Origin of the sequence: Pseudomonas duriflava (assembly GCF_007830155.1) — a bacterium.
Taxonomy (GTDB): domain Bacteria; phylum Pseudomonadota; class Gammaproteobacteria; order Pseudomonadales; family Pseudomonadaceae; genus Chryseomonas; species Chryseomonas duriflava.
This window is the reverse complement of sequence record NZ_VLKY01000012.1, coordinates 25,942-50,397: the sequence shown is the minus strand read 5'-3', so window position 1 is coordinate 50,397 and position 24,456 is coordinate 25,942. Positions and strand designations below refer to the sequence as shown.

Genomic DNA, 24,456 nt, shown 5'->3' with positions numbered 1-24,456 from the left:
GTTCCTGTCGAAAAGCAAGAAAGAGCGACGACTGCTCCGGACGCCGTGCGGCATCCGGAACCTGCTCGCAGAAGTTGTTACTGGGGTACTTCGACGTGACCGCCAAAGCCGAATCGCATGGCCGACAGCAGCTTGTCTCCATACGTTGCTTTTTGGCGCGAACGGAAACGGGCATACAAGGCAGAAGTTAATACCGGTGCCGGTACGGACTCTTCGATGGCCGCTTCGATTGTCCAGCGACCTTCGCCACTGTCTGAAACGAAACCGCTGAACTTGGACAACTCTTCGTCCTGGGCCAGCGCCTCGGCTGTCAGATCGAGCAGCCAGGAGGAGACAACGCTGCCCCGACGCCAGACTTCGGCGATATCGGCCAAGTCCAGCTCCAGACGTTCCGCTTCCGGTACGTTTTCCGAGCCACGCATCTTGAGGATGTCAAAACCTTCGGCATAGGCCTGCATCATGCCGTATTCAATGCCGTTGTGAACCATCTTCACAAAATGACCGGAACCTGCTGGGCCCGCATGGATATAGCCGCGCTCGGCGCGCTCATCTGGGGCGTTACGGCCACGGGTGCGCTCGATGTTGCCGTACCCAGGAGCCAGGGCATCAAAGATGGGGTCAAGATAGTTAACGGTTTCCTTGTCGCCACCAATCATCATGCAGTAGCCGCGCTCCAAGCCCCAGACACCGCCAGAGGTGCCTACGTCGAGGTAGTGGATCTGCTTTTCAGCCAGGACTTTGGCCCGGCGGAGGTCGTCCTTGTAGTAGGTGTTGCCGCCATCGATGATGATATCGCCCGGCTCCAAAAGCTGGCCCAGGGTTTCGATGGTCTGTTCGGTTGGGTCGCCAGCGGGCAGCATGACCCATAGGGCACGCGGCTTGGCCATCTGCTGGACCATGGCTTCGAGGCTCGTCGCCGGCTCGGCACCTTCTTTGGCAAGCGTCTCGATGGAGTCGGCGCTGCGATCGAAAACAACGACCTCGTGCCCTTTATTCATCAGCCGGCGAGCAATGTTTCCGCCCATCCGGCCCAGTCCGATAATGCCAAGTTGCATGTTTGTTGCCTCCACGAGCGTTTTCTACGTCAGGCGATAGCCGCCTCGACCAATTGTACGATACGTTGCAGCCCGGCTTCGCTATTGCCGTGCTGAATATGAATACGTAAATGGCGTCGACCCCGTTCGGCCAGTACGGAAAGATCCCCTTGCGCCTGGGCGGCTTCGACGACACCAAAGCTGACCCGCCGCCCTGGAATGGGCAAATCCTGCTCGGGTTCTGCTGTAATTTGCAAGAATACTCCGTTATTAGGGCCGCCTTTGTAGGCTTGTCCCGTCGAATGCAGGAAGCGAGGCCCAAAGCCACCCACCGTGGCGACACGGTAGCGGTCGCGCAAGAGTACCCTGATGCGGGTGAGCAAGGTTTCGTGAGCCGGGTTGCGCTCCATATAAGCCAGCATGGCGGCATAGTCGCCGGGTTGGAGACGTGCAAAATGGGCTTTTAAAATCGCTTCTCCCGATTCGCCGTCCAACGGTATATCACTATAGAACGCCAGTGTATCTTCGCTGTAAAAGGGCTTGTCAGTGCTGAGTTGGCCGGACTTCTCGTATTCGTCAGTCAACGCCCGGGTCTTTATCTTGCTGGCCTCCACGTCCGGTTGATCGAATGGATTGATCTCAAGGACGGCTCCAGCAATGGCTGTTGCTACTTCCCAGCGGAAAAACTCCTGGCCGATCAGATCAGGGCGCATGAGGGAAATTCGGATAACCGGCTGGCCAGCCTGCTCCAGCGCATCTACCTGCCCATCCAGGGCACTATTGTCGCCGTCTACTCGAATGTAAACGAATAGCCGATCGTGCCCATACTGCGAAGGCGCCATAAGGGGCTCAAGGTCGACCGGAATGATGCCCTTGCCTTGTTTGCCGGTGGACTCGGCCAGTAGTTGTTCCAGCCAAGCACCCATACTGGCGATTTTGGGGGAAGCCAGAAGAGTCAGTTTGTCACGCCCGGTCTGAGCGGCTGTGCCTAAAACTACGCCCAGGTGTACGCCCGGGTTGATTGAGGGCGGGGCACTCGGCCCGCAGGACAACACCATAGGCCGCAGAATTTCGAAAAAGCTGTCCACATCGTGGCCAAGCAGGCTGAGCGGCACGACGCCAAAGGCTGACAGAACGGAATAACGCCCGCCAATGGTCGGGTCGCCATAAAAGAGGGTGCGGTAGCCCTGGGCCTTGGCGCTAGCCTCCAATTTTGAGCCAGGGTCGGTAATCGCAATGAAATTAAGAGTGGCTTGCTCATGGCCAAGCGCCTGGCTGGCCAGCTCGAAGAAGTAGGCGTTGAGGATTTCAGGCTCTAACGTAGAGCCTGATTTGCTTGAGACTAGGAACAGGGTATGGGCAAGATCGACCGCTTGCCGAACACGAGCGATCTGAGCCGGATCGGTGGAATCCAGCACGTGCAGGCGCAAGCCCTCCGGTGTCGTGCCTAGCGTATTGGCCAGCACTTCCGGGCCGAGGCTTGAGCCGCCCATGCCCAACAGGACGACGTCGGTATAGCCTTCAGCCTTGAGCGACTCGCTTAAAATCACCAGGGCCGTCGTATCGATGTGTGATCCCTGGGCTGCTGTGAGCCAGCCACCCCACTGGGCCTCGTCCTGGTTCGTCCACAAGGATGCATCACGCTGCCATAGGCGACGTGACCATCCTTCTTTCCGGGCTTTATCGAGCCCCTGCTCGACAGCCTGCTCTAGATCAGCTGGCAACGCATATTCCACATGGTTGAGATTGCCCTTCAACAAGGCGATCCGTTTGGCCCCTACAGCGCCGAGCAGGTTATCCGCCGCATCGGCGAACAATTGGGCGCCCGAGGAAACCAGTCCGTTCGTAATGCCGGGCAAGTCCAGCCCTAAACGTTCGACCGACTCGAGTACCGCTTTGGCCTCATCCAGATCTTGAGTAATCGTCTGCTGAACCGTGCCGTGGTCGCGAAACGCGTCCATGGTGGCGGGTGGCATGGTATTGACGGTGTTTAGCCCGATCAGCTCGTCCACATATAGCGTGTCCGGGTAGTCAGGGTTCTTGGTGCCAGTCGAAGCCCATAGCAGGCGTTGCGGTTGGGCACCCTTGGCCGCAAGAGCCTGCCACCGTTCACTGCGGATCATGGCCTGGTAGTCCGCGTAGGCCAGTTTGGCATTGGCAATGGCCACGCGTCCTTTAAGCGCCTTGAGGGCGGCTTCGTCTTCGCCTGCTCCGGCCTGGAGGCGCTGGTCGATCTTCTTGTCGATCTCGGCGTCGATCCGGCTGATGAAAAAGCTTGCCACACTGGCCAGCCGGGTAATGTCCTGGCCCGCCTGTACCCGCGCCTCAAGACCCGCCATATAGGCTTCGGCCACGGCGCGGTAGGATTCACGCGAGAACAGCAGGGTAACGTTGACGTTGATTCCTTCGGCGATCAACTGCTGGATAGCTGCAGCACCCGCCTGGGTACCCGGCACTTTGACCATGAGGTTAGACCGGCCTACAGCCTGCCAGAGGCGGCGAGCCTCAGCCAGCGTAGCCTCGGTATCCAGAGCCAAATAAGGCGATACCTCCAGGCTAACGTAGCCATCTTTACCGTCGAGGTGGTTGTAGACCGGACGCAGGATCTCGGCTGCTTTCTGAATGTCTTCGACCGCCAGATACTCATAGACATCCACCGGTTCGGCGTCGCCCTGGTTCAGAAAGCGCTCCAGGGATGCGTCGTAATCGGTGCCATGCCCCATGGCCTTTTCGAAGATGGACGGGTTCGACGTTACGCCGGTCAGCCCGTCCTGTTCGATCAGCTTTTGCAACTCGCCCTTGCGCAGGAACTCACGGCTGACGAAGTCCAGCCAGACGGCCTGTCCGGCCAAGCTCAGCTGACGCAAGCGCATAGTCATTATGACCTCCCGGTGGCCTGAGCCTGTTCAGTAGCCAGTTTCACAATATTATCGACGGTAAAACCATATTTAGCCTGTAGCTTGCCGATAGGCGCGGAAGCACCAAAGCTACTCATGACAACCATCGCCCCGGTGCGGCCGGTATAGCGTTCCCAACCCAGCGGCCCAGCCTGCTCAACAGCCACGCGTCCTATTACGGCATCCGGCAGAACGCTCTGCTTGTAGGCCTCGTCTTGCTCCTCAAAAAGCTCCCAGCACGGCATGGAGACAACACGGGCTGCAATACCGTTGGCCTTGAGCTGTTCATAAGCCTCTACGCACAAGCCGACTTCGCTGCCAGTACCCATGAGGATGATCTGGGGCTGCCCGTTTTCGGCATCGGCTACGACATAGGCACCGCGTGCCACGCCTTCTGCTGAAGCATAGCGTGTTCGATCCAGTGTAGGCATCGGCTGGCGAGACAAGACAATGCAAGAGGGGCGGTCGGTTTGCTCCAGGGCAATCTTCCAGGCCTGAACCGCTTCGTTGGCATCGCCAGGACGTAAGGTCAACACTCCAGGCGTGGCGCGAAGCTGAGCCAATTGCTCAATGGGCTGGTGGGTCGGGCCGTCTTCGCCTACGCCGATAGAGTCATGCGTAAAGACGAAAATGACAGGCAGCTCCATGATGGAGGCCAGACGAATCGGCGGCTTCATGTAGTCGCTGAAAACAAGGAAGGTCGCGGTGAAAGAGCGTAGGTAGCAGAGCGCCATGCCATTGGCGATAGCGCCCATGGCATGTTCACGGATGCCAAAATGCAGGTTGCGGCCAGAAGGATTCTGAGCGGAAAAGCTGCCAGCGCCTTCAAATGTCAGTTTGGTCTTGGTAGACGGCGCCAAGTCGGCTGAACCACCGATCAGCCAGGGGATCTTGCTGGCAAAGGCGTTAAGCGCCTTACCGCCTGACTCCCGTGTCGCCACGCCCTTGGCATTGGCTTCGAAATCGGGCATGACATCCATCCAGCCGTCCGGCATCTGCCCGGCACGCATCCGGTTCAATTCGTCCGCCAGGGTAGCGTCTAGCTGCTGCAGGGTAGCTTGCCATTGTTCATAGGCAGGCTGGTTGCGTTCAACCATCTGATCGCGCAGATAGGTACGGGCATCGTCTGGTACCAGAAAGTCTGCATCCTCCGGCCAGCCATAGGCTTGTTTGGCCAGGCGGATCTCGTCAGCGCCCAAGGGCTCGCCATGAGCAGCGGCGGTATTCTTTTTGTTTGGAGCACCATAGCCAATGATGCTGTCCACGATGATCAGCGTCGGGGCATCATCGTGGGCCTGGAACGCTTCGATGGCTTGGCCGAGCGCGTGAGTATCGTTGGCGTCGGTGACATGAATGACATTCCAGCCATAGCCGCGGAAGCGTTCGCCTACGTCCTCGCTGAAGGCCAGATCGGTATGGCCTTCGATACTGATGGTGTTGTTGTCGTAAATCCAGCACAGGTTAGACAGCTTCAGGTGGCCTGCCATGGACGCCGCCTCGGCGGTGACGCCTTCCATCATGTCGCCATCACCGCATAGAACATAGACGTTGTAATCGAACAGGGCAGCACCGTCTCGGTTGAAGCGTTGACCCAGCCAGCTGCCAGCCATTGCCATGCCAACGCTGTTCGCACAACCCTGGCCCAGCGGCCCGGTGGTCGTTTCAACACCGGTGGTCATACGGTATTCGGGATGGCCGGGGGTCTTGGAGTCCATCTGGCGGAACTGGCGGATATCTTCAAGACTGACAGCAGGATTGCCAGAAGCCTGGCCGTGCTCATCGATCTCGACTACCCCGGACAAGTGCAGGAGTGAATAAAGCAGCATTGAGGCGTGCCCTACCGACAGGACAAAACGGTCGCGGTTAGGCCAATCCGGGTGTTCCGGGTGATAACGGAGGTATTTGCTCCACAGCGTATAGCCGACCGGCGCCAGGGCCATGGGCGTGCCGGGATGGCCGGAATTGGCCTTTTGCACGGCATCCATGGACAGGGTACGGATGGTGTTGATACAAAGTTGATCGCGGTCATGCGTGGAAGCGGTAGTGGCAGAGCACATTACAAAGACCCTCGGTTGAAGCGTGGTTAGCTGTTTTACCGGGACGGCCGCTCTGGGCAGCTCACTTAAGAGTCTACCGGCGGCGCTGCGGTCGTTCGCCCATGCGGGACGATAGGTCGGGCGGTTCGCGTGATGGCGCCTGCCCCGCATGCGACGAAACCTTCTCTGGTGTGAGCTCTCAAGCAGGCGTTTGTTCCACGTTTTGTGGATGTTGCGCCAAACGACGCACGATTGGCCCGAGAAGCGGTGATGATCGAGACCGATGGGTCCGGTATCATGATGGGCTATTCATTTACCGTCATTCAGTGACGCGCCCAGAGTCCCGCATGAAACAGTACCTAGACCTGATGCGCCATGTGCGTGAGCACGGCACCTTCAAGAGCGACCGCACCGGAACCGGCACCTATAGCGTGTTCGGCTATCAGATGCGCTTCAATCTGGCCGATGGCTTCCCCATGGTAACCACTAAAAAGCTGCACCTTCGCTCGATTATTCATGAGCTGTTATGGTTCCTGAAGGGTTCGACCAACATCGCCTATCTCAAGGAAAACGGCGTTTCCATTTGGGACGAATGGGCCGACGAGAATGGTGATCTCGGCCCGGTCTATGGTTACCAGTGGCGCAGCTGGCCCGCGCCGGACGGCCGCCATATCGACCAGATCGCCAATGTCATCGAAATGATCAAGAAGAGCCCGGATTCGCGCCGGCTAATCGTCTCCGCCTGGAACCCGGCGCTGGTAGACGAGATGGCGCTACCGCCGTGCCATGCTCTGTTCCAGTTCTACGTGGCAGACGGCAAGCTCTCCTGTCAGCTGTATCAGCGTTCGGCAGACATTTTCCTGGGGGTGCCTTTCAACATCGCCAGCTATGCGCTGCTGACCATGATGGTGGCCCAGGTAACGGGATATGAGCCGGGCGAATTCATCTGGACCGGCGGTGACAGCCACTTGTACGCCAACCACCTGGAACAGACGGATCTGCAACTCTCCCGCGAGCCGTTGCCGCTGCCCACCATGAAGCTCAACCCGGAGGTAAAGGACCTGTTCGACTTTACCTTCGACGACTTCGAGCTGGTTGGCTATGAGTCCCATCCGCATATCAAGGCGCCGGTTGCGGTTTAACCAGCGGTACCCTGGGTGCACGGCGCTGCGCTTATTGCCCCCTGCGGTAGAGAGCAGGGGGCAATAAATTTGCGGCGCACCCGTGCTTGCATTTAGCCCAACTCACCTTGCCAGTCGCGCCGCCAGAAAGTCAATCAATACCCGTACCTTGGCCGGCAAATACCGGTTCGGCGCATAGAGCAACCAGGCTGTGCCCTGATACGGGCCGGTGTACTCCCATTCCTCCAGAACCGGTACGAGCAAGCCCTCGGCCAACGCCGGCGCGGCGGTAAAGGCGGGAAGGCAGGCGATACCTAAATGCTGCAAGGCAGCTTCCAAGCGGACACCGCTGTGGTTAGTAGCCAAGCGGCCGTGTACCGCCACGGTTTCCAGTACATCGCCTTGGCGTAAGTGCCAGCGATGGTCTCCCAGCGATTCGCCCAGATACAGGCAGCTATGTTGCTTAAGGCCTTGAGGCGTAGTTGGGGTTCCATGCGTGGCCAGATAATCAGGCGTAGCACACAGGACATGACTTACCTGCAACAACGGCCGTCCTGCCAGGCCTGGCGGCGGTTGCTCGGTAATACGGATCATCAGATCGAGCCGGTCGCCGATAAGGTCCAGGGGCAGGTCATTCAATAGCAAATGAACATCCACCTGAGGATATTCATTCAGGAAAGCGGGCAGCAGCGGACCAATCATGCGCTGACCCAGGGCCTTGGGTACACCGAGGCGGACTACACCTTGCGGCCCGGTCAAAAAGCGCTCGCTGATCGAATGCACAGCATCCGCCGCCATGAGCAGAGCGTGGCACTGCTCAAGGATTTCCGCACCCGCTTCGGTAAGTCTCAGTTGGCGCGTGGTGCGTTCCACAAGGCGCAGGCTCAGAGCCTGCTCCAGACGGGCAATCTGTCGACTAATGGCCGAGGCGCTAGTGTCGGCTTGCCGGGCCGCCGCTGAAAAGCTACCCGTCTCGATCACGCGCGCAAAGGTTGCCATGAGCGGCAATAAGGAAAGCTGGTGTGCTTGGTCCATACGGCGCTCCATTCAATGAATAGCGCATAGTAGCTTGCGATTCACAAGTGCCATATCAAAAAGAGACCATTTATGCGATTAAGGAACAAATGTTGTGCTGGCATCACGGGTTATCCAAACAGGATGAGCTGGCCATACTGGGCTGGTGGGCTTATGCATGGAGGCTCTAATGATCAACGTATTCTGGCGACAAGCGACTTATCCCGTGTGGATGGCCGATCTGGTTCTTCTACTGGTGGCCATTCTTTGGGGCTCCAGTTACAGCATGGTCAAGTACGGCTTGCTGTTCTATCCGGTATTAGGGTTTCTAGCGATCCGCTTCTGCCTGACGTCGCTGCTTCTGCTACCAAAGCTGCGTGGAGACGGGCGTAAGGCACTGGTACCAGGGCTGCCGCTCGGGCTGATGCTGCTGGCGATCTTTTTGTGTGAGACGTTTGGCGTGGCGTTGACGACTGCCACAAATGCGGCTTTCCTGATCAGTCTGTTCGTAGTCTTCACACCACTCGTGGAATGGTGGATGTTGCGCCGTCGCCCGTCGAACGGCGCTTTTTTCGCAGCCATGGTCTCTCTAATCGGGACGTGGCTGTTGACGAGTGGTGAGTCAGCTGAGTTTAAGTTCAATCAGGGCGATGCCTTGATGGTGGCAGCTGCCGGCCTGCGCGCCCTGTCCATGTGTCTAACTAAGCGGCTGATGCGTGACCGCGCTGTTCCGGCGTTGGCATTGACGGCCGCGCAGACGGCTGTCGTTGGGCTGGGCTGTTTGGGCGTGGCCTTTAGTTTGCCTGCCGGTCTGCCTCCGCTGCCGACTGCTCTGGCGTTCTGGCTGATCATGGGGTATCTGGTGCTGTTCTGTACCCTGTTTGCATTCGTGGCGCAGAACCATGCGATTCGCCATACCAGCCCGAGCCGGGTATCGCTGCTGATGGGCTCCGAGCCCTTGTTCGGCGCGTTGTTCGCGGTGCTGTGGCTGGACGAATCGCTAAATACCCTGGCCTGGATAGGCGGTTTGCTGATTGTCGCCGCGGCACTGTGGGCTACGCGGTTGCGCCAGGGGGGATAAGTAGCTCACATACAGCAACATTACAACTCATCCAGCCGAGCCGAGCGTTCCGCCAGGCGTCCTCGCTGGTGCCGGGCTAAAGGTGAGTTCGGGTCGAGCAGTGAGGTTCGAATGAAATGCAGGTAACTGCATACCCGCCGTAGCGGCGAATGATCGAAGTGACCGGCGTTGGGCTCCTGATGGATTCGAGCGTCCTGGGCACTATTGATTGCATAATCCACTGCCCTGAGGGCACGCTCGAGGTGTTTCGGGCCCGGCTGAATAAACAGGCGGATCAGCGCGCGGCCCATGGCACGGATGGCTTGACGCCAAGCGCGTGATTCAAGATAACAAGGATGGTTGGGCAGATTCTCCTGCTCATGGCGAAGCTCGATAATGGCATGACCTACTTCCAACACTAGAAACATCCAGCGCAAGAACTGACGTTGTACTACGGTATGGCCGGTTGACAGAACGTACGCCTGGTTAAGTAAATCGCGTGTGCCGCTATCAAAGCCCGAACTCAGCCCCTTCAGCTTACCGCTAATGGCCTGAACCACCCGCAGGCGCAAGTCTTGCTCCAGGCGGCGCCACATCCAGGGGCGGTTGGGCGGCATAAGAACCGCCGCGGCCACGGCTGCCACGAAAGCGGCCAGCAAATAAGCCAGGTACTGATTAAGGAAGACGCTGGCATCGTATATCGGCATATTGCCCGGCAATGCAGCGGAGCAGAACCAGACCATCAGGCCTGTGCCATAGCCGGCCCAGAGCGGGCGGGTAATTAGAAAGGCACCCAGGATGAATACCGGCGATAGGGCGTAAAACAGTAAGGCAAACCCGTTTACTTGTGGCAGGACAAAAAATACCAGGACAAAACCTGCGAGCGCACCGCCCAAGGTGCCGACCGATAGCTGAAGGCAATACCGTCTGGGATTGGACGATGTAGACGACAAAGCAGAAATGAGTACTGCTGCCAGGGCGCAGCTGTCGCCGCTCGGCCAGGCCGTTTCGATCCAGAACAGGCCCAGCACGCCTACAACCAACGCACTGCGCAGCCCGGTAACTGCCGCTGCGATGCGGTTGGCTATTGGCGTGAAGCTCTCCGGTTCTGGTGTTTTGGCGGGGCGAGGGCCGTGCAGGGTCGCGTAGGCTGAGGCATAGCCGTGCAGGTCATCGGCGAAGCGGTAGAGCAGTTCCGCTGCGGTATTGAAATCCAGCAAATCTTCTACGGAAAGCTGTGCCTGCGTCAGCTGTTCGCGTGCCGTACGAATACTCTGCATCAGAGGCTCTCTGCGCTCGGCCAGCCGCTGTGCTAGGCGGGCCGCATCCGCTTCGATAGGCAGTCGGTCGCGCAGCGGCACGAGCAAAGCGGTGATTTCGTCCAGGCACGGTGCGAGCGTGTCCAGTACATAAGGTCGTGTCTGGAGGCGGTTCAACAATTGATGCAAGGCATGAAAGCGCGTGTTGAGCAGCATAAAGCGGCTGCCTAACGACGCCAGACGGCCGCTTCGCTGGCGCAGGTGCGGGTCTTCGAACGCGCTGGCGCTACGCAGGTTTTCGAAGCCGACCGACTCGGCAGCGAAGCGAGCGGCCAGGGCTTCGAATTGCTCGGTGGATAGACGTCCACTAAGGCCGTCATGAGCCATGCGCGCAAAGTCACGAAAACGTAGGGACAAGGTATTGTGCAGAACGGTGCGCGTCGTTTGCGGCAGGACGACCGCGCTGACCATACCGCTGCAACAGATGCCCAGGCTGATCTCCAGTACGCGCCATAGCGCCTGCATGAAGGCATTTTCCGGATGGCTCGTGGTGGGCAGGCCAATCAGGCTGGCCGTATAGCCCGCCAGCAAAAAGGCATAGCCGCGAAAGTCGCGATAACGGGCCGCGCCTGCTGTGCAGAGGCCGACCCAGACGGCCAGTGAGGCAAGCAGCAGGATGCGTTCCTGGGCGAACAGGGCAATGATCAGCACCATGACGCTTAGCCCCACGAGCGTGCCAAGGATGCGGTAGAAGCTTTTAGCCAGCACCTGTCCGCTCTGGGGTTGCATGACGATAAACACTGTGACCAGTACGGTACTGGGTTGAGGCAGCTCGAGCCGGTAGGCGAGCCACAAGGCCAGCAGGGCGGTTAGTAATACTTTGAAGATAAAGGCCCAGGTCAGGCCGTCTGTGCGGCTCCATTCACGTAGGCCGCGACGCAAGGCTTTTCGGCTGGGCAATCGGTTGAACAGCGATATCACACGCACAATGACCTCAACGCTTATTCAGGCGCAGGCAAACAATTCGAGAGGGGTAAAGACGCCAGCAGGATTACGTCGGGATAACTGGGCCGGGTTTGGGCTGGAGCGATAGCGTTACTGCTGCCTGCCAGCACAAGCGCAAAATGGGAAAAGGCGGAAGTAGGGAAAAGGCGGTTTGGAAGGGCTGCTGCACAGCGGCATACTCAAAGGTCATCAGCTCGAACGAGCGTCACCATTCTATGAAGCTGCCACCGCCGGAATAAGCAGGAAAATAACGATTCATTATTAACTAAAAAGCGAGTAATCGAAGGAGGGGTAGGTATGCCAGAATCGCTTCGCCTGAGAGGAGTACTATGGACAACCTGTTCAACATGCGCGCTTTTATGTGCGTCGTCGAAACTGGCAGCTTTACAGCTGCCGCCCAGCGTCTGGAACTGACCACCGCCTACGTCTCCCGAGCGGTCACCAATCTGGAAACCCACCTGCAGACTCGCCTGCTACATCGAACCACCCGGCGTATTGCGCTGACCGAGGCCGGTGAGCGCTATTTGCAGCGTTGCCAGCAGATCTTTGCCTATATCCAGGATGCCGAGGCCGAAGCCCGGCATGCTCACTCGCGCCCCATGGGCAAGCTCAAGCTTCACACCATGACCGGCTTGGGCCAGCATTACCTGATCAAGACCATTGCCCGTTACTGCGAGCAGTATCCGGACGTGAATTTCGACCTGCGCCTGAGTAATACCTTTACGGATATCCTGGAGGACGGTTATGACGTCTCGGTGATTCTGGCCTCGCAGCTAAAAGATTCCGGCTATTTCTCCAAGCACCTGGGCAGCACTTACAGCGTTCTCTGCGCATCGCCTACGTATCTGGATCGCTACGGTGAGCCCCGGACGACAACCGCTCTGCACAAACACCGGTGCCTGCGGCTGGTCAACAAGGCCATGTCGCTCGACAAGTGGCTGCTGCAGGGGCCGAAGGGAGAGGAGCTGATCACTATCAACCAGACCTTGTTCCAGGTAAACACGGCTGATGCGCTGACCGAGGCCATTGTGTCGGGTATGGGCATCGGTGCGCTGCCTATCTACGCGGCGGTGAAAGGGCTCAAAGATGGTAGCCTGCGGCAGGTTTTGCCCGGCTACAGCCTGTATCCTCTGAATGTCTATGCCCTGTATCCCTCACGGCAATACCTTGATGCCAAGATCCGTACGCTGGTGGACTTCTTGCGCGAGACCTTGCCAGGGTTGCTCAAGGCCGATGAGCGGATGGTCCGGGAGCTGTGCGAGGCGCGTAGCGGCTAAGAGATATAGGCCTTTACTCAGTCTCTTCCAAGAGCCGTTCCGCCAGGGCTTCGACATGTTCACGGCGTGCGCTGTCGCGCAGTTTGTGCGAGCCATTGAGCGATGACCACTCCGGATGAGCACGGGCATGGTTCAGCGCAGGGGGAAGCTTGCCCTCGCGCCAGCGTTGATCCTGTGGCGTGTCCACTTCAATGGTTTTTATCGCCGCATGGCCGCGAGCATTAAGAGCCTTGAGCAGTTGCCTTTGCCGTAGAGCCAGCAGGCGCAGTACGGCGTCGTCCACGGTCAACTCGCGTTGGCCGCGCAGTTTGCTGAGCAGGCGCTGGCCGTAATGGCCGCCGGTTTGGAGCAGACCGCCGGCCAGGGCGCCGAGGGCGGTTGCCGCGCCCAGCATCAGGCCACCGGCCAGCAGATCGATACCTGCGCCCGCCGCCGCGCCTGCCGCCACACCGCCACCCAGGCGAATTCCAAGCAGGCGCAGGGTTTCCGGGTTGAACAAGTCGTCGCCCCAGCGGCCGTCCAGCAAGGGGAGGTCAGCGGCGCGGGCATCGCCCGGACGAAAGCCGTAGAGCTTGAGCAACTCCTCCACGCAGCGTTGCTCGCGCTGGCGAAGAGCGTCCCGTAATCGCTGGGTCGCGGCCTTGACGGCTTCGTCTTCCGGCGGCACTACATGGCGACAGGCGGCGCCGTCGATCAGCAAGTCGGCAATCAATAAGGCGGCGCTGTGCTGGCGGGCAACCGCTTGCGCCTCATGGTCGGCGATTAGACGTTCTAGGCGCGGACGGGCAGGCTCGATCAGCAGTGCCAGGCTTTCATACAGACGCCGCTCACCATCCTCGGGCGGCGCTACGCTGTCGAAGCGCACCAGGGCATGCAGGCCCAGCCGTGCCAAGGCGGCGCGCCATTCCTCTTCACGGTGCGAGGGGGAGGCGACAAAGTTTAGTACGGGCAGGAGCGGCCTGCCGCAGCTGGCTAGCACGGCGAGTTCATCCTTGTACTTGGCTAGTACCGGCTCGCGGGCGTCAATGACGTACAGGCCAGCGTCCGATACCCGTAGTTGTCGCAACACCTTGGCCTCCTGTTCGAAGCGGTTGCGTGCCTCGACGGTTTCGAAAAAGCGCTCCAGCCGCGCCGGACCATCCAGCCGCTCGCCGGGACGATCCAGTTGCTCCAGGTAGTCACGCAGGGCAATGGCATCTTCCAGGCCGGGCGTGTCATAGAGTTCGATCAACGCCTCGCCGTCTACTGAAAGGCGTACTCCCTCTACATGCCGCGTGGTGCTGGCACGATGGGAGACCTCGCCAAACCCCACGTCCCGTGTCAGGGTGCGCAGCAGCGAGGTCTTGCCAACATTGGTGTGGCCCACCACGGCAAGTATCAGCGGCTGGGTCATCATGTGTTCCCTCTGCAGTCGATCCGGATAACGTCCGGTGTCTTACTCATGGCCGGTCTCCAGCCAGTCCAGAGGCGAGTGTTCGCCATGAAACAGGCCCAGGCGGTCGAGGCCCTGTTGCCAGTCATCCAGGCGATCCGGGTCGAGGGTTTCACCGTTAGGTGCAGGCAAGAGCCAGGCACGGGTAGTACCGGCGCAGCGGGCCAGTTCACCGATCAACGACAGCGTTCCGCGGTCAGGTGATCGGCGAGGATCGCAGGCGATAACCAGACGAACCGGTGGATAGCGGGTCAATTGCTCCAGAAGACGACGGCGCTGCTGACCATCGTCGAGCACACCCGCATCGACGATACGTTCAGGCAGAACGGGCGGCCAGGGTTGGCTATCGTCCAGTTCGATGGCGACCAGCACGGCAGCTTCGCTGGCCAGGGCAAGGTTGCCGCCGACGGGTTCGGGTAAAAGCTCCGGTGCGGCATCGTTTACGCCCAGGCGCTCACTGGTAGGCATCAAGCGCTCCCGTAGCAGGACGTAGCCAGGCTGATCAAGGTCCAAGGTCAGGCGATGACGGCCGCGCTGCCACTGCCAGCTGCACAAGGCCAGCAGCACGGCTCGGGGAAAGAGGCCGTACACCACCAGCACACCCATCAGCCAACCCGCCCAGGCCTGACGAGCCGCCTCCAGGCCCTGTGCGATATTACCGCTGGCACGAATGGTTTCTACGTCTGGTGTAGGAAAGCCAAGTAGACCGGGAAGAACACCGAGAATCTGGGTCAGTCTGACAAACGTGTTGCTACCAAGGATGGTGGTTTCCCAGATAAAGCTATAGCTGCGGGCAGAGAGCAGGGCGAGTACGACTCCCAGCGCGGCCAGCAGCGCGACCAGCCAAAGTCCATGAACAATCATTCCCAGGCCCCAGCGGACCAACCGTTGTCGGCCCAATAAAACGATCAGGGCCGGCCCCAGATGAACGGCGCGTGCATCCCGTGCGAGCTTACCGGCCAGCCACAGCCACAGGCGGCCCAGTACACTGGCGTGGCGACCGCCGCCCAGAAAGCCCAGTAGCCAGAGGAGTAGGGTGAGCAGATGCAGCCCCAGCAGGCTGCCCAACGCCCAGAAGACATTGACCGGGCGCAGGCCATCGCCCAACGCGCCAAAGCCCAGGCCCGCTCCGGAAAGCAATGCCAGCAGGAGCAGCAGCCACAAGGACAGATTGGCGCCCTGCCGCCAGTGCCGACGGGCTTCGAGCAGGCCGTCACGCTGGCCAAGCAGGTGGGCACGAAGCAGGAGCCGCTGCAGGAACGAACCTCCGGTTGCGCGGGCACGGCGGTTGGCCTCAGCATCGTCCAATGGGCCGGTTTCTTCTTCGGTCAGGCGTACGGCTTCGGTAAGCCAGAGATCGTCCAGCGTAGGGGCAGTATGGGATAGGGTAGGGTCGGTCACGCGTTACACTCGTCCTGGGAATGCGTGGAGGATAACGGCAGCCCTCCAACCTGTTAACGGGCAAGCCACTGGCAAGCGATTTAGCCTCTGCTATGCTGCGCGGCTATGAACAAGATACTTCCTCTCAGCTTAATCGTGGCGGTCGCCGACAACGGTGTGATCGGCCATGAAAATCGCCTGCCCTGGCATCTGCCGGCAGAACTCAAATACTTCAAGGCCGTGACGCTAGGCAAGCCGGTGATCATGGGGCGCAAGACCTGGGACTCGCTTGGGCGGCCCTTGCCTGGGCGTTTGAACCTGGTCGTTAGCCGTCAGACCGACCTGACGCTCGAAGGTGCCGAAACCTTTACCTCGCTGGACGAGGCCGTAGCCCGTGCCGACGCCTGGGCACAGGCGCAGGGTGCCAGCGAAGTCATGCTGATCGGTGGCGCGCAGCTCTTTATCGAGGCGTTGCCTGTAGCTGACCGCTTCTACCTGACCCGCGTGGCGCTCGAACCGGAAGGCGATGTGTACTTCCCGGCTTGGGACGAGCAGCAGTGGCAGCGTGTCTCCCGTGACGAGCATGCTGCGGAAGATGGTCGCCCGGCGTATGCCCTGGAAGTCTGGGAACGCAAGGCATAACGCACAACGGGTTAAAGGGCGAGACATAACGGTTGAAGACGCACTACACGTACCGTAGTGCGTCGTATCGTAAGCGATCAGTCTTTTGCCTGGGTCGCCTCAGGCCCAAACATGCTGCCAGTAACAAGATACCGCTCATGCCACGACAGAGCCTCCGGCAGCAGGTGCGGCGTATGCTTGCCGTAGCTGGTGGCAGTGGCACGCTCGATATAGTCGGCCAGCATGTCGCGGTAGCTTGGGTGCACGCATTTTTCTACGATCACCTTGGCGCGCTGGCGCGGGCTGAGCATGCGTAAGTCGGCCAGACCCTGGTCCGTCACGATTACCGATACATCATGCTCGGTGTGATCAACATGGCTGACCATCGGTACAATAGTAGAGATCAGGCCATTTTTAGCCGTACTAGGTGCCATGAAGACCGACAGATAGGCGTTACGGGCGAAATCCCCCGAGCCGCCAATGCCATTCATCATCTGCGTACCCATCAGGTGCGTCGAGTTCACATTGCCATAGATATCCGCCTCGATCATGCCATTCAGGGCAATACAGCCCAGGCGGCGGACGAGTTCGGGATGGTTGCTCACGCCTTGCTGACGCAGAATGATCTTGTCGCGCAGGACATCGGCGTGCTCCAGGAAGCGCTCGATACCCACCGGGCTCAATGAAAACGACGTAGCTGCCGCCAGATCCATCTTGCCGCTGATAATCAATTCCAGCATGCCGTCCTGAATCACTTCGGTGAAAGCGGTCAGCCCGGTGAATTCGCTCTCGCCCAAGCCCTGCATAAAAGCGTTGGCGATGTTACCCACGCCAGACTGGATCGGCAGTAGGTTGGCCGGAATACGGCCCTGGCGCACTTCAAAACGCAGGAAGTCGATCAGGTGCTCGGCAATTGCCTTGGACGTGGCATCGGGCGCCTTGAAGGGGCTGTTGCGGTCCGGCGCATCGGTCTCGACCACAGCGATGACTTTTTCCAGCGGCACCTGCAGGTAGGGGTCGCCGACACGCTCACCCGGATGGGTCAGTGGAATGGGGCTGCGGTAAGGGGGCAGGGCCGTGTCGTAGAAAATATCGTGCATGCCATCAAGGGCGTCTGGTTGCCAACGGTTCACTTCGAGGATCACCGCATCGGCCATGTCCAGCCAGGTCTTGTTATTGCCGACCGAAGAGGAGGGCACGAGGCTACCGTCTTCGCGGATGGCACTAACCTCGATCACGGCCACGTCGATCTTGCCAAAGAACCCGTAGCGGACCTTTTCCGCCAGTTGACCCAAGTGGATATCCATGTAGTCCAACTTACCGGCGTTGATGCGGCTGCGCAGCTCCGGGTCGGACTGGAACGGGACGCGCAATTCGATGCCGTCGACCCGCGCCAACGCACCGTCCAGTTCCGGCGCGGTGGAAGCGCCGGTCAGAACACGAATACGAAACGGCTCACCCCGGCCGTGGGCATCGGTGATGTGCTGGGCAAGCGCGCCCGGAATGGCCTTGGGGTACCCCGCACCGGTAAAGCCGCTCATACCAACCGTCATATCATGACGAATATGACGGGCCGCTTGTTCAGCGGACATGCGCCGCGCAGCGAACGCGGGGTGGCGGATGCGATCACTCATCAGACGAAACCTCACAGCAAGAGTTGAAGCACGTCCTGCGCCACGGTACGCAGAACGGATCGGCAGGCACAGTAGACCAAAACGGTCGATAGTTCCCTAATCAATAGGTCGTATTCTTTTACCTCAATCGGGACCTGAATGCGACTGGATGCCTCACTTTAATCAATCTGGTGACGTTGATAATGCTTATGAAACGGGACGGGCGCGCTGTGTGCGACCGTGCCAACTATAGCGATTACGTCAATACGGGCACTGCCGGAAAGAGCTCTCATAAGTACCCGGATAGAGCGCATCATCGGTCAGTCAGAGGGCTTCTGATTGTTAGGGCAGGCGCTTGATACACCTTATCTTTCCTCAGGATAGGCACTCGGGCCTTTGACCTGGCTCAATACTGGGCGACAAACCGGCAGCCCTTCAGCGCTCGAAGAGCTGCTGGATGAGCGGTGATATCAGTGTTCGTGACCAGTGGTACTCCGTTCGGATGTTGTTGCACCGGTCACGCGGCGTATGAGGCGGCCAATTGTCAGGCCCTGCAACAGAATGGAAAGCAGCACGATAATATAGGTGAGCGTCAGCACCAGATCACGCTCAGGGCTGACCGGCAGCGACAGGGCCAGCGCCACTGAGATTCCCCCCCGCAGGGCACCCCAGGTCAGGATTCCCATCGTACCCTTGGCCACGTGCCTCCAGCGGGAGCTCATGAATACAACCGGCGTAACGCTCAGGCAGCGGATGAGCAGAATGACGACTGCCAGGGTCAGGGCTGCTACCAGATGGGAGCCAGAAACGGGCAGAAGCAGCAGCTCCATACCAATCAGCACAAAAAGCAGAGCATTGAGGATTTCATCGATAAGCTCCCAGAAGCCATCTACGTACTGGCGGGTAATGTCCGACATAGCCCGCTGCCGTCCCCGGTTACCAATGATGAGACCGGCCACGACCATTGAAATAGGTCCGGAGACGTGTAGGTGAGGCGCCAGTGCTGTGCCGCCGATCACCAGTGCAAGGGTCAGCAGAACTTCAATCTGATACTGATCAATGCTTTTGAGCAGATGATAGGTGACATAGCCGATTACCGCACCCAGCAGGACACCGCCCAGCGCCTCCTCGGCAAACAATAGGACGGCTTCGCCCGTTGAGGGCGTGGTGCCAGAAACCAAGATGCCGAGTAGCACGGTGAAGACCACGACGGCGACGCCATCATTGAACAGCGACTCGCCAACAATGGTGATTTCCAACGATTTGGGCGCTCCCACCGAACGCAGAATACCCAATACGGCGATAGGGTCCGTGGGTGAAATAAGCGCACCAAAAAGTAGACAATAGAGCAGGTCCACCTGCCAGCCGAGCAGCGGCAGAATCCAGTAGGCGGCCCCGCCAATCAGCGCAGTCGAAAACAGTACGCCTACAGTAGCCAGCAGCCCGATCGGCCAGCGGTAGTTGCGCAGCTCCGAAAAGTCCACATGCAGCGCACCGGCAAACAGCAGGAACGATAGCATCCAGTTCATGAGCAATTCATTGAAGTCGATCCGTTGGATCAGGCGTTCAATGCTTTCCTCCAGCAGGGGGAAGCCCAGCCAAGAAGCGATCTGCAAGAGCACGCTGAACACCAGGGCGATGACCATCACTCCAATGGTGGGCGGCAGACCTACGAACCGGTAATTCACATAGGTCAGCAGCGCAGTGAAGCAGATGAAGACAGCTGCAAGCTCAAGCATGAGGAGTCCTTTTTGCAGTAGAAGCCAATGGAGACGTGGCGCTTCGATGGCACGAACGTTCCATTATTGAGTGACAGCAGGCGTAAAAAGTTACAGCGGAAAAGTGGATGTGATTGCAGGAACAGACGGCACGCGTCGACGTTTGGCCGAGAGGCCGCTACGTTATAGGAGAGCTTTCGCTTCAGGTCGGGTACGTGCTTTTGGTTGTATTCCTGGCTTGGCGGTCTCTGGACCTTCGATACCAAAGGAGCTGTCATGACGTTCGGTTACTGGTGCATTCTCTTCGCTTATCTCATCCCTTACGCCGCTGCGAGCTATGCCAAATTCACCGGTGGCGGATTCACGCCGGAGAACAACCGCGAGCCACGCGCCTTTCTGGCCGGACTCAAGGGGCCTCGTGGCCGTGCCCATGCGGCACAGCAGAACGCCTTTGAGATCACGCCGCTTTTCGCCGCCGCGGTTATCGTGGCCCATGTGACGGGTGGGGCTGCCCAGGGCACGATCAATCTTTTTGCCTTTCTGTTCGTGATCAGCCGGATCGTTTATACCTGGCTCTATATCAAGGACCGCGCCAGCCAACGCTCCAAGGTCTGGGCGTTTGGCATGCTGTGTATCGTGATCCTGTTTTTCGCCGCTGTCTGACCTGGGTGGCGTGTGAAAGGCGCGTCGCACAAGTCAGGCTCTATAGTCTGGTGGCGCTGGCTATCCCGAGACCGCAGCGCTAAGCGCTCGGGTCTCGGGTGTCTTGAGTCAGTGTCCACCGCCACCGGCGCCCTTGGCACCAAAAGGGGGCCTGGCTAGCCAGATGATGAGAAACAGGCCCATGAACATCCAGCCAAGCAGCGTGAAGTAGTCCATGGTGGAAAGCATGTACGCCTGTCCTTCCACCACCCGGTCAATTTGCGCATACGCTGTCTGCGAAGGGCCGCCCAGCATCGAGAGGTAATCCCGTGTTGCCGGGTCGTAGGCGGTCACGTGTTCAGTCAGTTGGGCATGGTGGAACGTGGCGCGCCGGGCCCAGATCCAGGTCGTCAACGACGAAGCGAAGCTGCCTCCAAGCACCCGTAGAAAGGTTGCCAGCCCCGAGCCGTCCGCGATGTCCTTGGGCGGCAAGCTGGAGAGCAGAATGCTGGTTGTCGGCATAAAGAACAGTGCAATCCCCAGCCCCATGAACATCTGCACCTCGGCAATGTGCCGATAGTCGACCTCGGTGTTGAAGGTTGCCCGCATAAAGCACGAAGCGCCGATGATGAGAAACGATCCTCCCGCCAGTAGACGCAGGTCCGTTTTATGGGCGAAGCGGCCGACCAGAGGTGACAAGAACAGCGGCAGAATACCCATGGGGGCTGCGGCCAGACCGGCCCAGACAGGCGTATAGCCTAGCTGCGTCTGCAACCACTGCGGCAGGAGCAGGTTGATACCAAAGAAGCCTGAATACCCTAGTACCAGCGCCAGTGTCCCAAAGGTGAAGTTTCGGTATTTGAACAGCCGCAGGTTCACGATGGGGTGCTTGTCGGTCAGCTCCCAGATTACACAGGCGGTCAGGGCAATGACTGCAATCAAGCTGCCGATGATGATGAAGTTCGACTCGAACCAGTCCAGGTCATTGCCCTTGTCCAACACGATCTGCAACGCGCCTACGCCGATGACAAGCAGGGTCAGGCCCACGTAGTCGATCGGCTGACGAACAATCTGCTCGGGCTTCTTGTGCAGTTGTGCCCAGACCACCAGCGTGGCGAAGATACCAATCGGCACGTTGATAAAAAATATCCACGGCCAGGTGTAGTTATCGGTGATCCAGCCCCCGGAGATAGGGCCGACGATGGGCGCTACGACGGTGACCATGGCCAGTAATGCCAGCGCCATGCCGCGTTTGGCGGTCGGAAAAATCGACAGCAATAACGTTTGCGCCATGGGGTAGAGCGGCCCGGCCACGAATCCCTGCAGTGCGCGGAAAAACACCAGCTGCGGCATGGATTGAGCAATCCCGCACAGGAAGGAGGTAATAACAAACAGCACAACAGCGGCAAGAAACAGTTTCACCTCACCGAAGCGTCGGGCCATCCAGCCCGTCAGCGGCAGGGCAATGGCGTTACTGACCGCGAACGAAGTAATAACCCACGTACCCTGCTCAGAGCTTACGCCGAGGTTACCGGAAATAGTCGTCAGGGCCACGTTGGCGATGGTCGTGTCCAACACCTGCATAAAGGTGGCCAGTGACAGACCGATCGTGGCGAGCACAAGGCTCGCCGGGCGAAAGGCATTATCAGTCATGGGAAATGCCTCAGCGCTTGGTGATCGCGTCACGCGCGGCCGGGCCATTCTCATGAATCAGATGCTCGATCAGCTCGTCGGCCTGGGCCAGCTGCCGGGTATAGACGTCGGTCGAATAGCGAGGCTGTTGCAGTGGTTTTTGTGCCAGTACCGGGCCGTCCTGGTTATGCAGGTCCACATCGACGTTCATCGACAGGCCAATGCGCAGCGGGTGCGTTTGCAGTGAGTCGTCCTTCAACCGAATGCGGACCGGCAGGCGCTGGACGATCTTGATCCAGTTACCGCTGGCATTCTGGGCCGGCAGGAGCGAGAAGGCGCTACCGGTGCCCACGCCCAGGCTTTCCACGGTGCCATGATAAAGCACATCATCGCCGTACAGGTCCGCATGAACCTCGACAGGTTGGCCGATACGCATGTCGCGCAGCTGGGTTTCCTTGAAGTTGGCATCAACCCAGATTTGCTCCAACGGAACTACAGCCATCAGCGGCGTACCGGGTTGTACGCGGCTGCCCACCTGGACTGAACGCTGCGCGACATAGCCTGTCACGGGCGCTACCAGGGTACTCCGGACGTTGTTCAGGTAGGCCTGGCGCACCTGCGAAGCCGCTGCTTTCACATCCGGGTGCGAGGCGATCACAGTGTCGTCCACCAGGGCACGACTGGTATTCAACTGCTGCTCGGCTGTGGTCATGGCGCTTTGTGCGGCATTGAGCGTGTCGCGAGCATGGGACAGTTCTTCCTGGGAAATCGCTCCACTTTTAGCCAGAGCCTGACGCCGTTGATAGTCGGCGCGAGCACGCTCCAGCTCTACCTTGCGTGCAGCTACCTGAGCCTTGTAACCATCCACATTGCTGTAGAGACCACGAACCTGACGCACGGTTTTGGCGAGGTTGGCTTCGGCGCTTTGCAGAGCCACTTCCGTGTCGCTCGGGTCGAGCTGGACGAGCGCCTGGCCTTCATGAACCAGATCGCCGTCGTCTGCCGCGATGCTTATGACCGTACCGGTAACCTGCGGCATGATCTGAACGACATTACCGTTCACGTAGGCGTCGTCGGTGCCTTCGTGAAAACGTCCGTACAGGATGTGATAGGCATAGACACCCACCGCGCCGAGTACAACGACCAACAAAAGCAGCAGCAGAAATAGCCTGCGCTTACCAGAGCGCGGTGGTTCTTGGGAAGTAGTAGCGGTTTGTACGTTTGATTCAGCCATGATTCTGTATCTCAACGATCATTGACGGCACGCGGACCTGAAAGAGCCGGCGGCATGCTGGAAGAAGGGGCGAAGCCGCCACCCAGGGCCTGCATCAGCAGAATGGCGTTGTCTACGCGCTGGGCGGCAAGACTGGCCAGCTGGCGTTCGGCCTGGAATAACTGCTGCTCGACGCTAAGCGCATCGAGGTAGTTGCCGATGCCGGCGCCGTAAAGCTGCATGGCAATATCAAATGAAGCTTGGGCGATGTCTCGGGCGCGCTGCTGTTCCTGGATCTGCTGGTCCAGCGAGTGCAGGTTGGAAAGGCTTTCGCTGATATCGCCCAGCGCCTTTACCAGCGTCTGGTTGTACTGCGCCACGGCCAAGTCATAGTCTGCGTTGCGACTCGCCAGATCGGCCCGCCGGCGGCCACCGTCAAAGATCGGTAGCGACAGGGCCGGCCCTATATTGAAAAAGCGGCTGGGGGCGCCTAACAGCGCATCACCCAAAAGCGACTGAGTGCCTGCCTCGGTGACCAGATTGAGGTTTGGATAAAACGTGGTTTTGGTGGCCTCGATATCTTTCGACGCGGCTTCGACCCGCCAACGGGCGGCTATCAGATCGGGGCGGCGACCTAGTAGGTCAGCCGGAAGCTGGCTGGGCAAGCTGACGGCCTTGGGCGCAATGAGATGCGGGCGGGCAATTTCTCCGCCACGGTCAGGGCCTTTACCCAGCAAGACAGCAAGTCGGATCTGGGCACTGTCTACCTGCTGTCGGGCAGCGGTGTACTGCGCCTGGGCTGCCGCTTCGAGACTCTGGGTCTGTTGCAGTTGGAACTCGCTGTCCAGGCCGGCCTCGACCCGGCGCTGAGCCAGGTTGAGCATAGCGCGGGTCCGTTTTAGGTCCTGCTCCGCCAAGTCACTAAGGACATAGGCCTGACCCAGCTGGTTGTAGGCGCGGGACACGTTGGCCGCCACGGTCAGCTCAGCGGCCTTGCGGTCCACTTCGCTGGCACGGGCACGGCCAACTGCCGCTTCCCAGGCATCACGTTGCCCGCCCCAGATATCAAAGGTGTAGCTACCACCGATCGATAACTCACGCAGCGTGCTATAGCGGTCGCCAAGGCCTACTGGATCATTGACCCGGGACAAGCGGGATCGGGTTACCGAGGCGTTACCGTCTACGGTAGGCTGGCGTGCGGCATTGGCGGCCACAACGGCGGCACTGGCCTGACGAGAGCGGGCATCGGCTACCTGCAGGTCGGGGCTTGATTGCAGGGCCTCACGGATCAGGCTATCGAGTTGGGAGTCGCCGAGGCTGTTCCACCAGTCGCTTTGGGGCCAGGCAGCTGGCGATAACGTCGTACCAGCCAGCGTTTTCTCACTGTGCAAATGTGTAGCATCAAGCGCCTGACCTTCGGTGTGAAGCCCGCGCGGAGATACACAGCCGGCTAGGGTCAGCGCCAGGGTAAGGGCAGTTAGAGAAAATCGGAGCTTCATGAA

The 24,456-nt window shown here is 59.3% G+C and carries 17 protein-coding genes; 5 read left to right on the top strand and 12 right to left on the bottom strand.

The genetic code is table 11. From position 1 onward, the window contains the following. Positions 1–77: 77 nt before the first annotated feature. Genes gnd through tkt form a run of 3 tightly spaced genes read right to left on the bottom strand, consistent with a single transcriptional unit; the run spans position 78 to position 5,988 of the window. Positions 78–1,055: a phosphogluconate dehydrogenase (NAD(+)-dependent, decarboxylating) gene (gene gnd, locus IQ22_RS16815; protein WP_145144101.1), complete on the bottom strand. Its 978-nt coding sequence runs from the start codon at positions 1,053–1,055 to the stop codon at positions 78–80. A gap of 29 nt (positions 1,056–1,084) precedes the next feature. Continuing rightward, positions 1,085–3,913, bottom strand: coding sequence for a bifunctional transaldolase/phosoglucose isomerase (locus tag IQ22_RS16810; RefSeq protein WP_145144100.1), 2,829 nt, complete (start codon positions 3,911–3,913; stop codon positions 1,085–1,087). Continuing rightward, positions 3,913–5,988: a transketolase gene (tkt, locus tag IQ22_RS16805; RefSeq protein WP_145144097.1), complete on the bottom strand. Its 2,076-nt coding sequence runs from the start codon at positions 5,986–5,988 to the stop codon at positions 3,913–3,915. Before tkt ends, IQ22_RS16810 begins: the two co-directional genes overlap by 1 nt. A gap of 326 nt (positions 5,989–6,314) precedes the next feature. Here tkt and IQ22_RS16800 point away from each other — a divergent pair, with 326 nt between their 5' ends. Then, complete coding sequence (locus IQ22_RS16800) at positions 6,315–7,109, top strand: thymidylate synthase (protein WP_145144095.1); 795 nt, start codon at positions 6,315–6,317, stop codon at positions 7,107–7,109. A gap of 102 nt (positions 7,110–7,211) precedes the next feature. On the opposite strand, the gene IQ22_RS16795 is transcribed toward IQ22_RS16800, so the two are convergent. Then, on the bottom strand, positions 7,212–8,123 hold the full coding sequence (locus IQ22_RS16795) for a LysR family transcriptional regulator (protein WP_244309238.1): 912 nt from the start codon (positions 8,121–8,123) through the stop codon (positions 7,212–7,214). Positions 8,124–8,292: 169 nt separating this feature from the next. Between IQ22_RS16795 and IQ22_RS16790 the strand changes: the two genes are divergently transcribed. Then, positions 8,293–9,183, top strand: coding sequence for a DMT family transporter (locus IQ22_RS16790; RefSeq protein WP_145144093.1), 891 nt, complete (start codon positions 8,293–8,295; stop codon positions 9,181–9,183). Positions 9,184–9,203: 20 nt separating this feature from the next. Here IQ22_RS16790 and IQ22_RS16785 read toward each other — a convergent pair whose 3' ends face one another. Further along, positions 9,204–11,408, bottom strand: coding sequence for an FUSC family protein (locus IQ22_RS16785; RefSeq protein ID WP_244309236.1), 2,205 nt, complete (start codon positions 11,406–11,408; stop codon positions 9,204–9,206). 347 nt (positions 11,409–11,755) lie between these two features. On the opposite strand from IQ22_RS16785, the gene IQ22_RS16780 reads away from it, so the two are divergent. Continuing rightward, positions 11,756–12,703 (top strand): LysR family transcriptional regulator, encoded by a 948-nt coding sequence (locus tag IQ22_RS16780; protein ID WP_145144092.1) that lies wholly within the window; start codon positions 11,756–11,758, stop codon positions 12,701–12,703. Positions 12,704–12,716: 13 nt separating this feature from the next. Here IQ22_RS16780 and IQ22_RS16775 read toward each other — a convergent pair whose 3' ends face one another. Both IQ22_RS16775 and IQ22_RS16770 read right to left on the bottom strand, forming a co-directional pair. Next, positions 12,717–14,096 carry a DUF3482 domain-containing protein gene (locus IQ22_RS16775; RefSeq protein WP_145144090.1) on the bottom strand — a complete coding sequence of 460 codons (1,380 nt, stop codon included), beginning with the start codon at positions 14,094–14,096 and terminating at the stop codon, positions 12,717–12,719. Between the two features lie 42 nt (positions 14,097–14,138). After that, positions 14,139–15,536 (bottom strand): DUF2868 domain-containing protein, encoded by a 1,398-nt coding sequence (locus IQ22_RS16770; protein WP_145144088.1) that lies wholly within the window; start codon positions 15,534–15,536, stop codon positions 14,139–14,141. Positions 15,537–15,641: 105 nt separating this feature from the next. Between IQ22_RS16770 and IQ22_RS16765 the strand changes: the two genes are divergently transcribed. After that, positions 15,642–16,157: a dihydrofolate reductase gene (locus IQ22_RS16765; RefSeq protein ID WP_145144085.1), complete on the top strand. Its 516-nt coding sequence runs from the start codon at positions 15,642–15,644 to the stop codon at positions 16,155–16,157. A 77-nt stretch (positions 16,158–16,234) separates the two neighbouring features. Here IQ22_RS16765 and IQ22_RS16760 read toward each other — a convergent pair whose 3' ends face one another. Both IQ22_RS16760 and IQ22_RS16755 read right to left on the bottom strand, forming a co-directional pair. Next, positions 16,235–17,770 (bottom strand): succinyl-CoA:acetate CoA-transferase ScpC, encoded by a 1,536-nt coding sequence (locus IQ22_RS16760; RefSeq protein WP_145144083.1) that lies wholly within the window; start codon positions 17,768–17,770, stop codon positions 16,235–16,237. 449 nt (positions 17,771–18,219) lie between these two features. Continuing rightward, complete coding sequence (locus tag IQ22_RS16755) at positions 18,220–19,488, bottom strand: cation:proton antiporter (protein ID WP_145144081.1); 1,269 nt, start codon at positions 19,486–19,488, stop codon at positions 18,220–18,222. 255 nt (positions 19,489–19,743) lie between these two features. Here IQ22_RS16755 and IQ22_RS16750 point away from each other — a divergent pair, with 255 nt between their 5' ends. Continuing rightward, positions 19,744–20,130: an MAPEG family protein gene (locus IQ22_RS16750; RefSeq protein ID WP_145144078.1), complete on the top strand. Its 387-nt coding sequence runs from the start codon at positions 19,744–19,746 to the stop codon at positions 20,128–20,130. Between the two features lie 108 nt (positions 20,131–20,238). Here IQ22_RS16750 and IQ22_RS16745 read toward each other — a convergent pair whose 3' ends face one another. The 3 genes from IQ22_RS16745 to IQ22_RS16735 are packed head-to-tail and all read right to left on the bottom strand — an operon-like array spanning position 20,239 to position 24,453. Beyond that, positions 20,239–21,762, bottom strand: coding sequence for a DHA2 family efflux MFS transporter permease subunit (locus IQ22_RS16745; RefSeq protein ID WP_145144369.1), 1,524 nt, complete (start codon positions 21,760–21,762; stop codon positions 20,239–20,241). Between the two features lie 10 nt (positions 21,763–21,772). Further along, the gene (locus IQ22_RS16740) at positions 21,773–22,975 is read right to left on the bottom strand and encodes an HlyD/EmrA/EmrK family protein (protein ID WP_145144076.1); all 1,203 of its coding nucleotides are present in this window, start codon (positions 22,973–22,975) and stop codon (positions 21,773–21,775) included. 11 nt (positions 22,976–22,986) lie between these two features. Beyond that, entirely contained in the window at positions 22,987–24,453 is a 1,467-nt protein-coding gene (locus tag IQ22_RS16735) for an efflux transporter outer membrane subunit (RefSeq protein ID WP_145144074.1), read from the bottom strand. Positions 24,454–24,456: the final 3 nt, after the last annotated feature.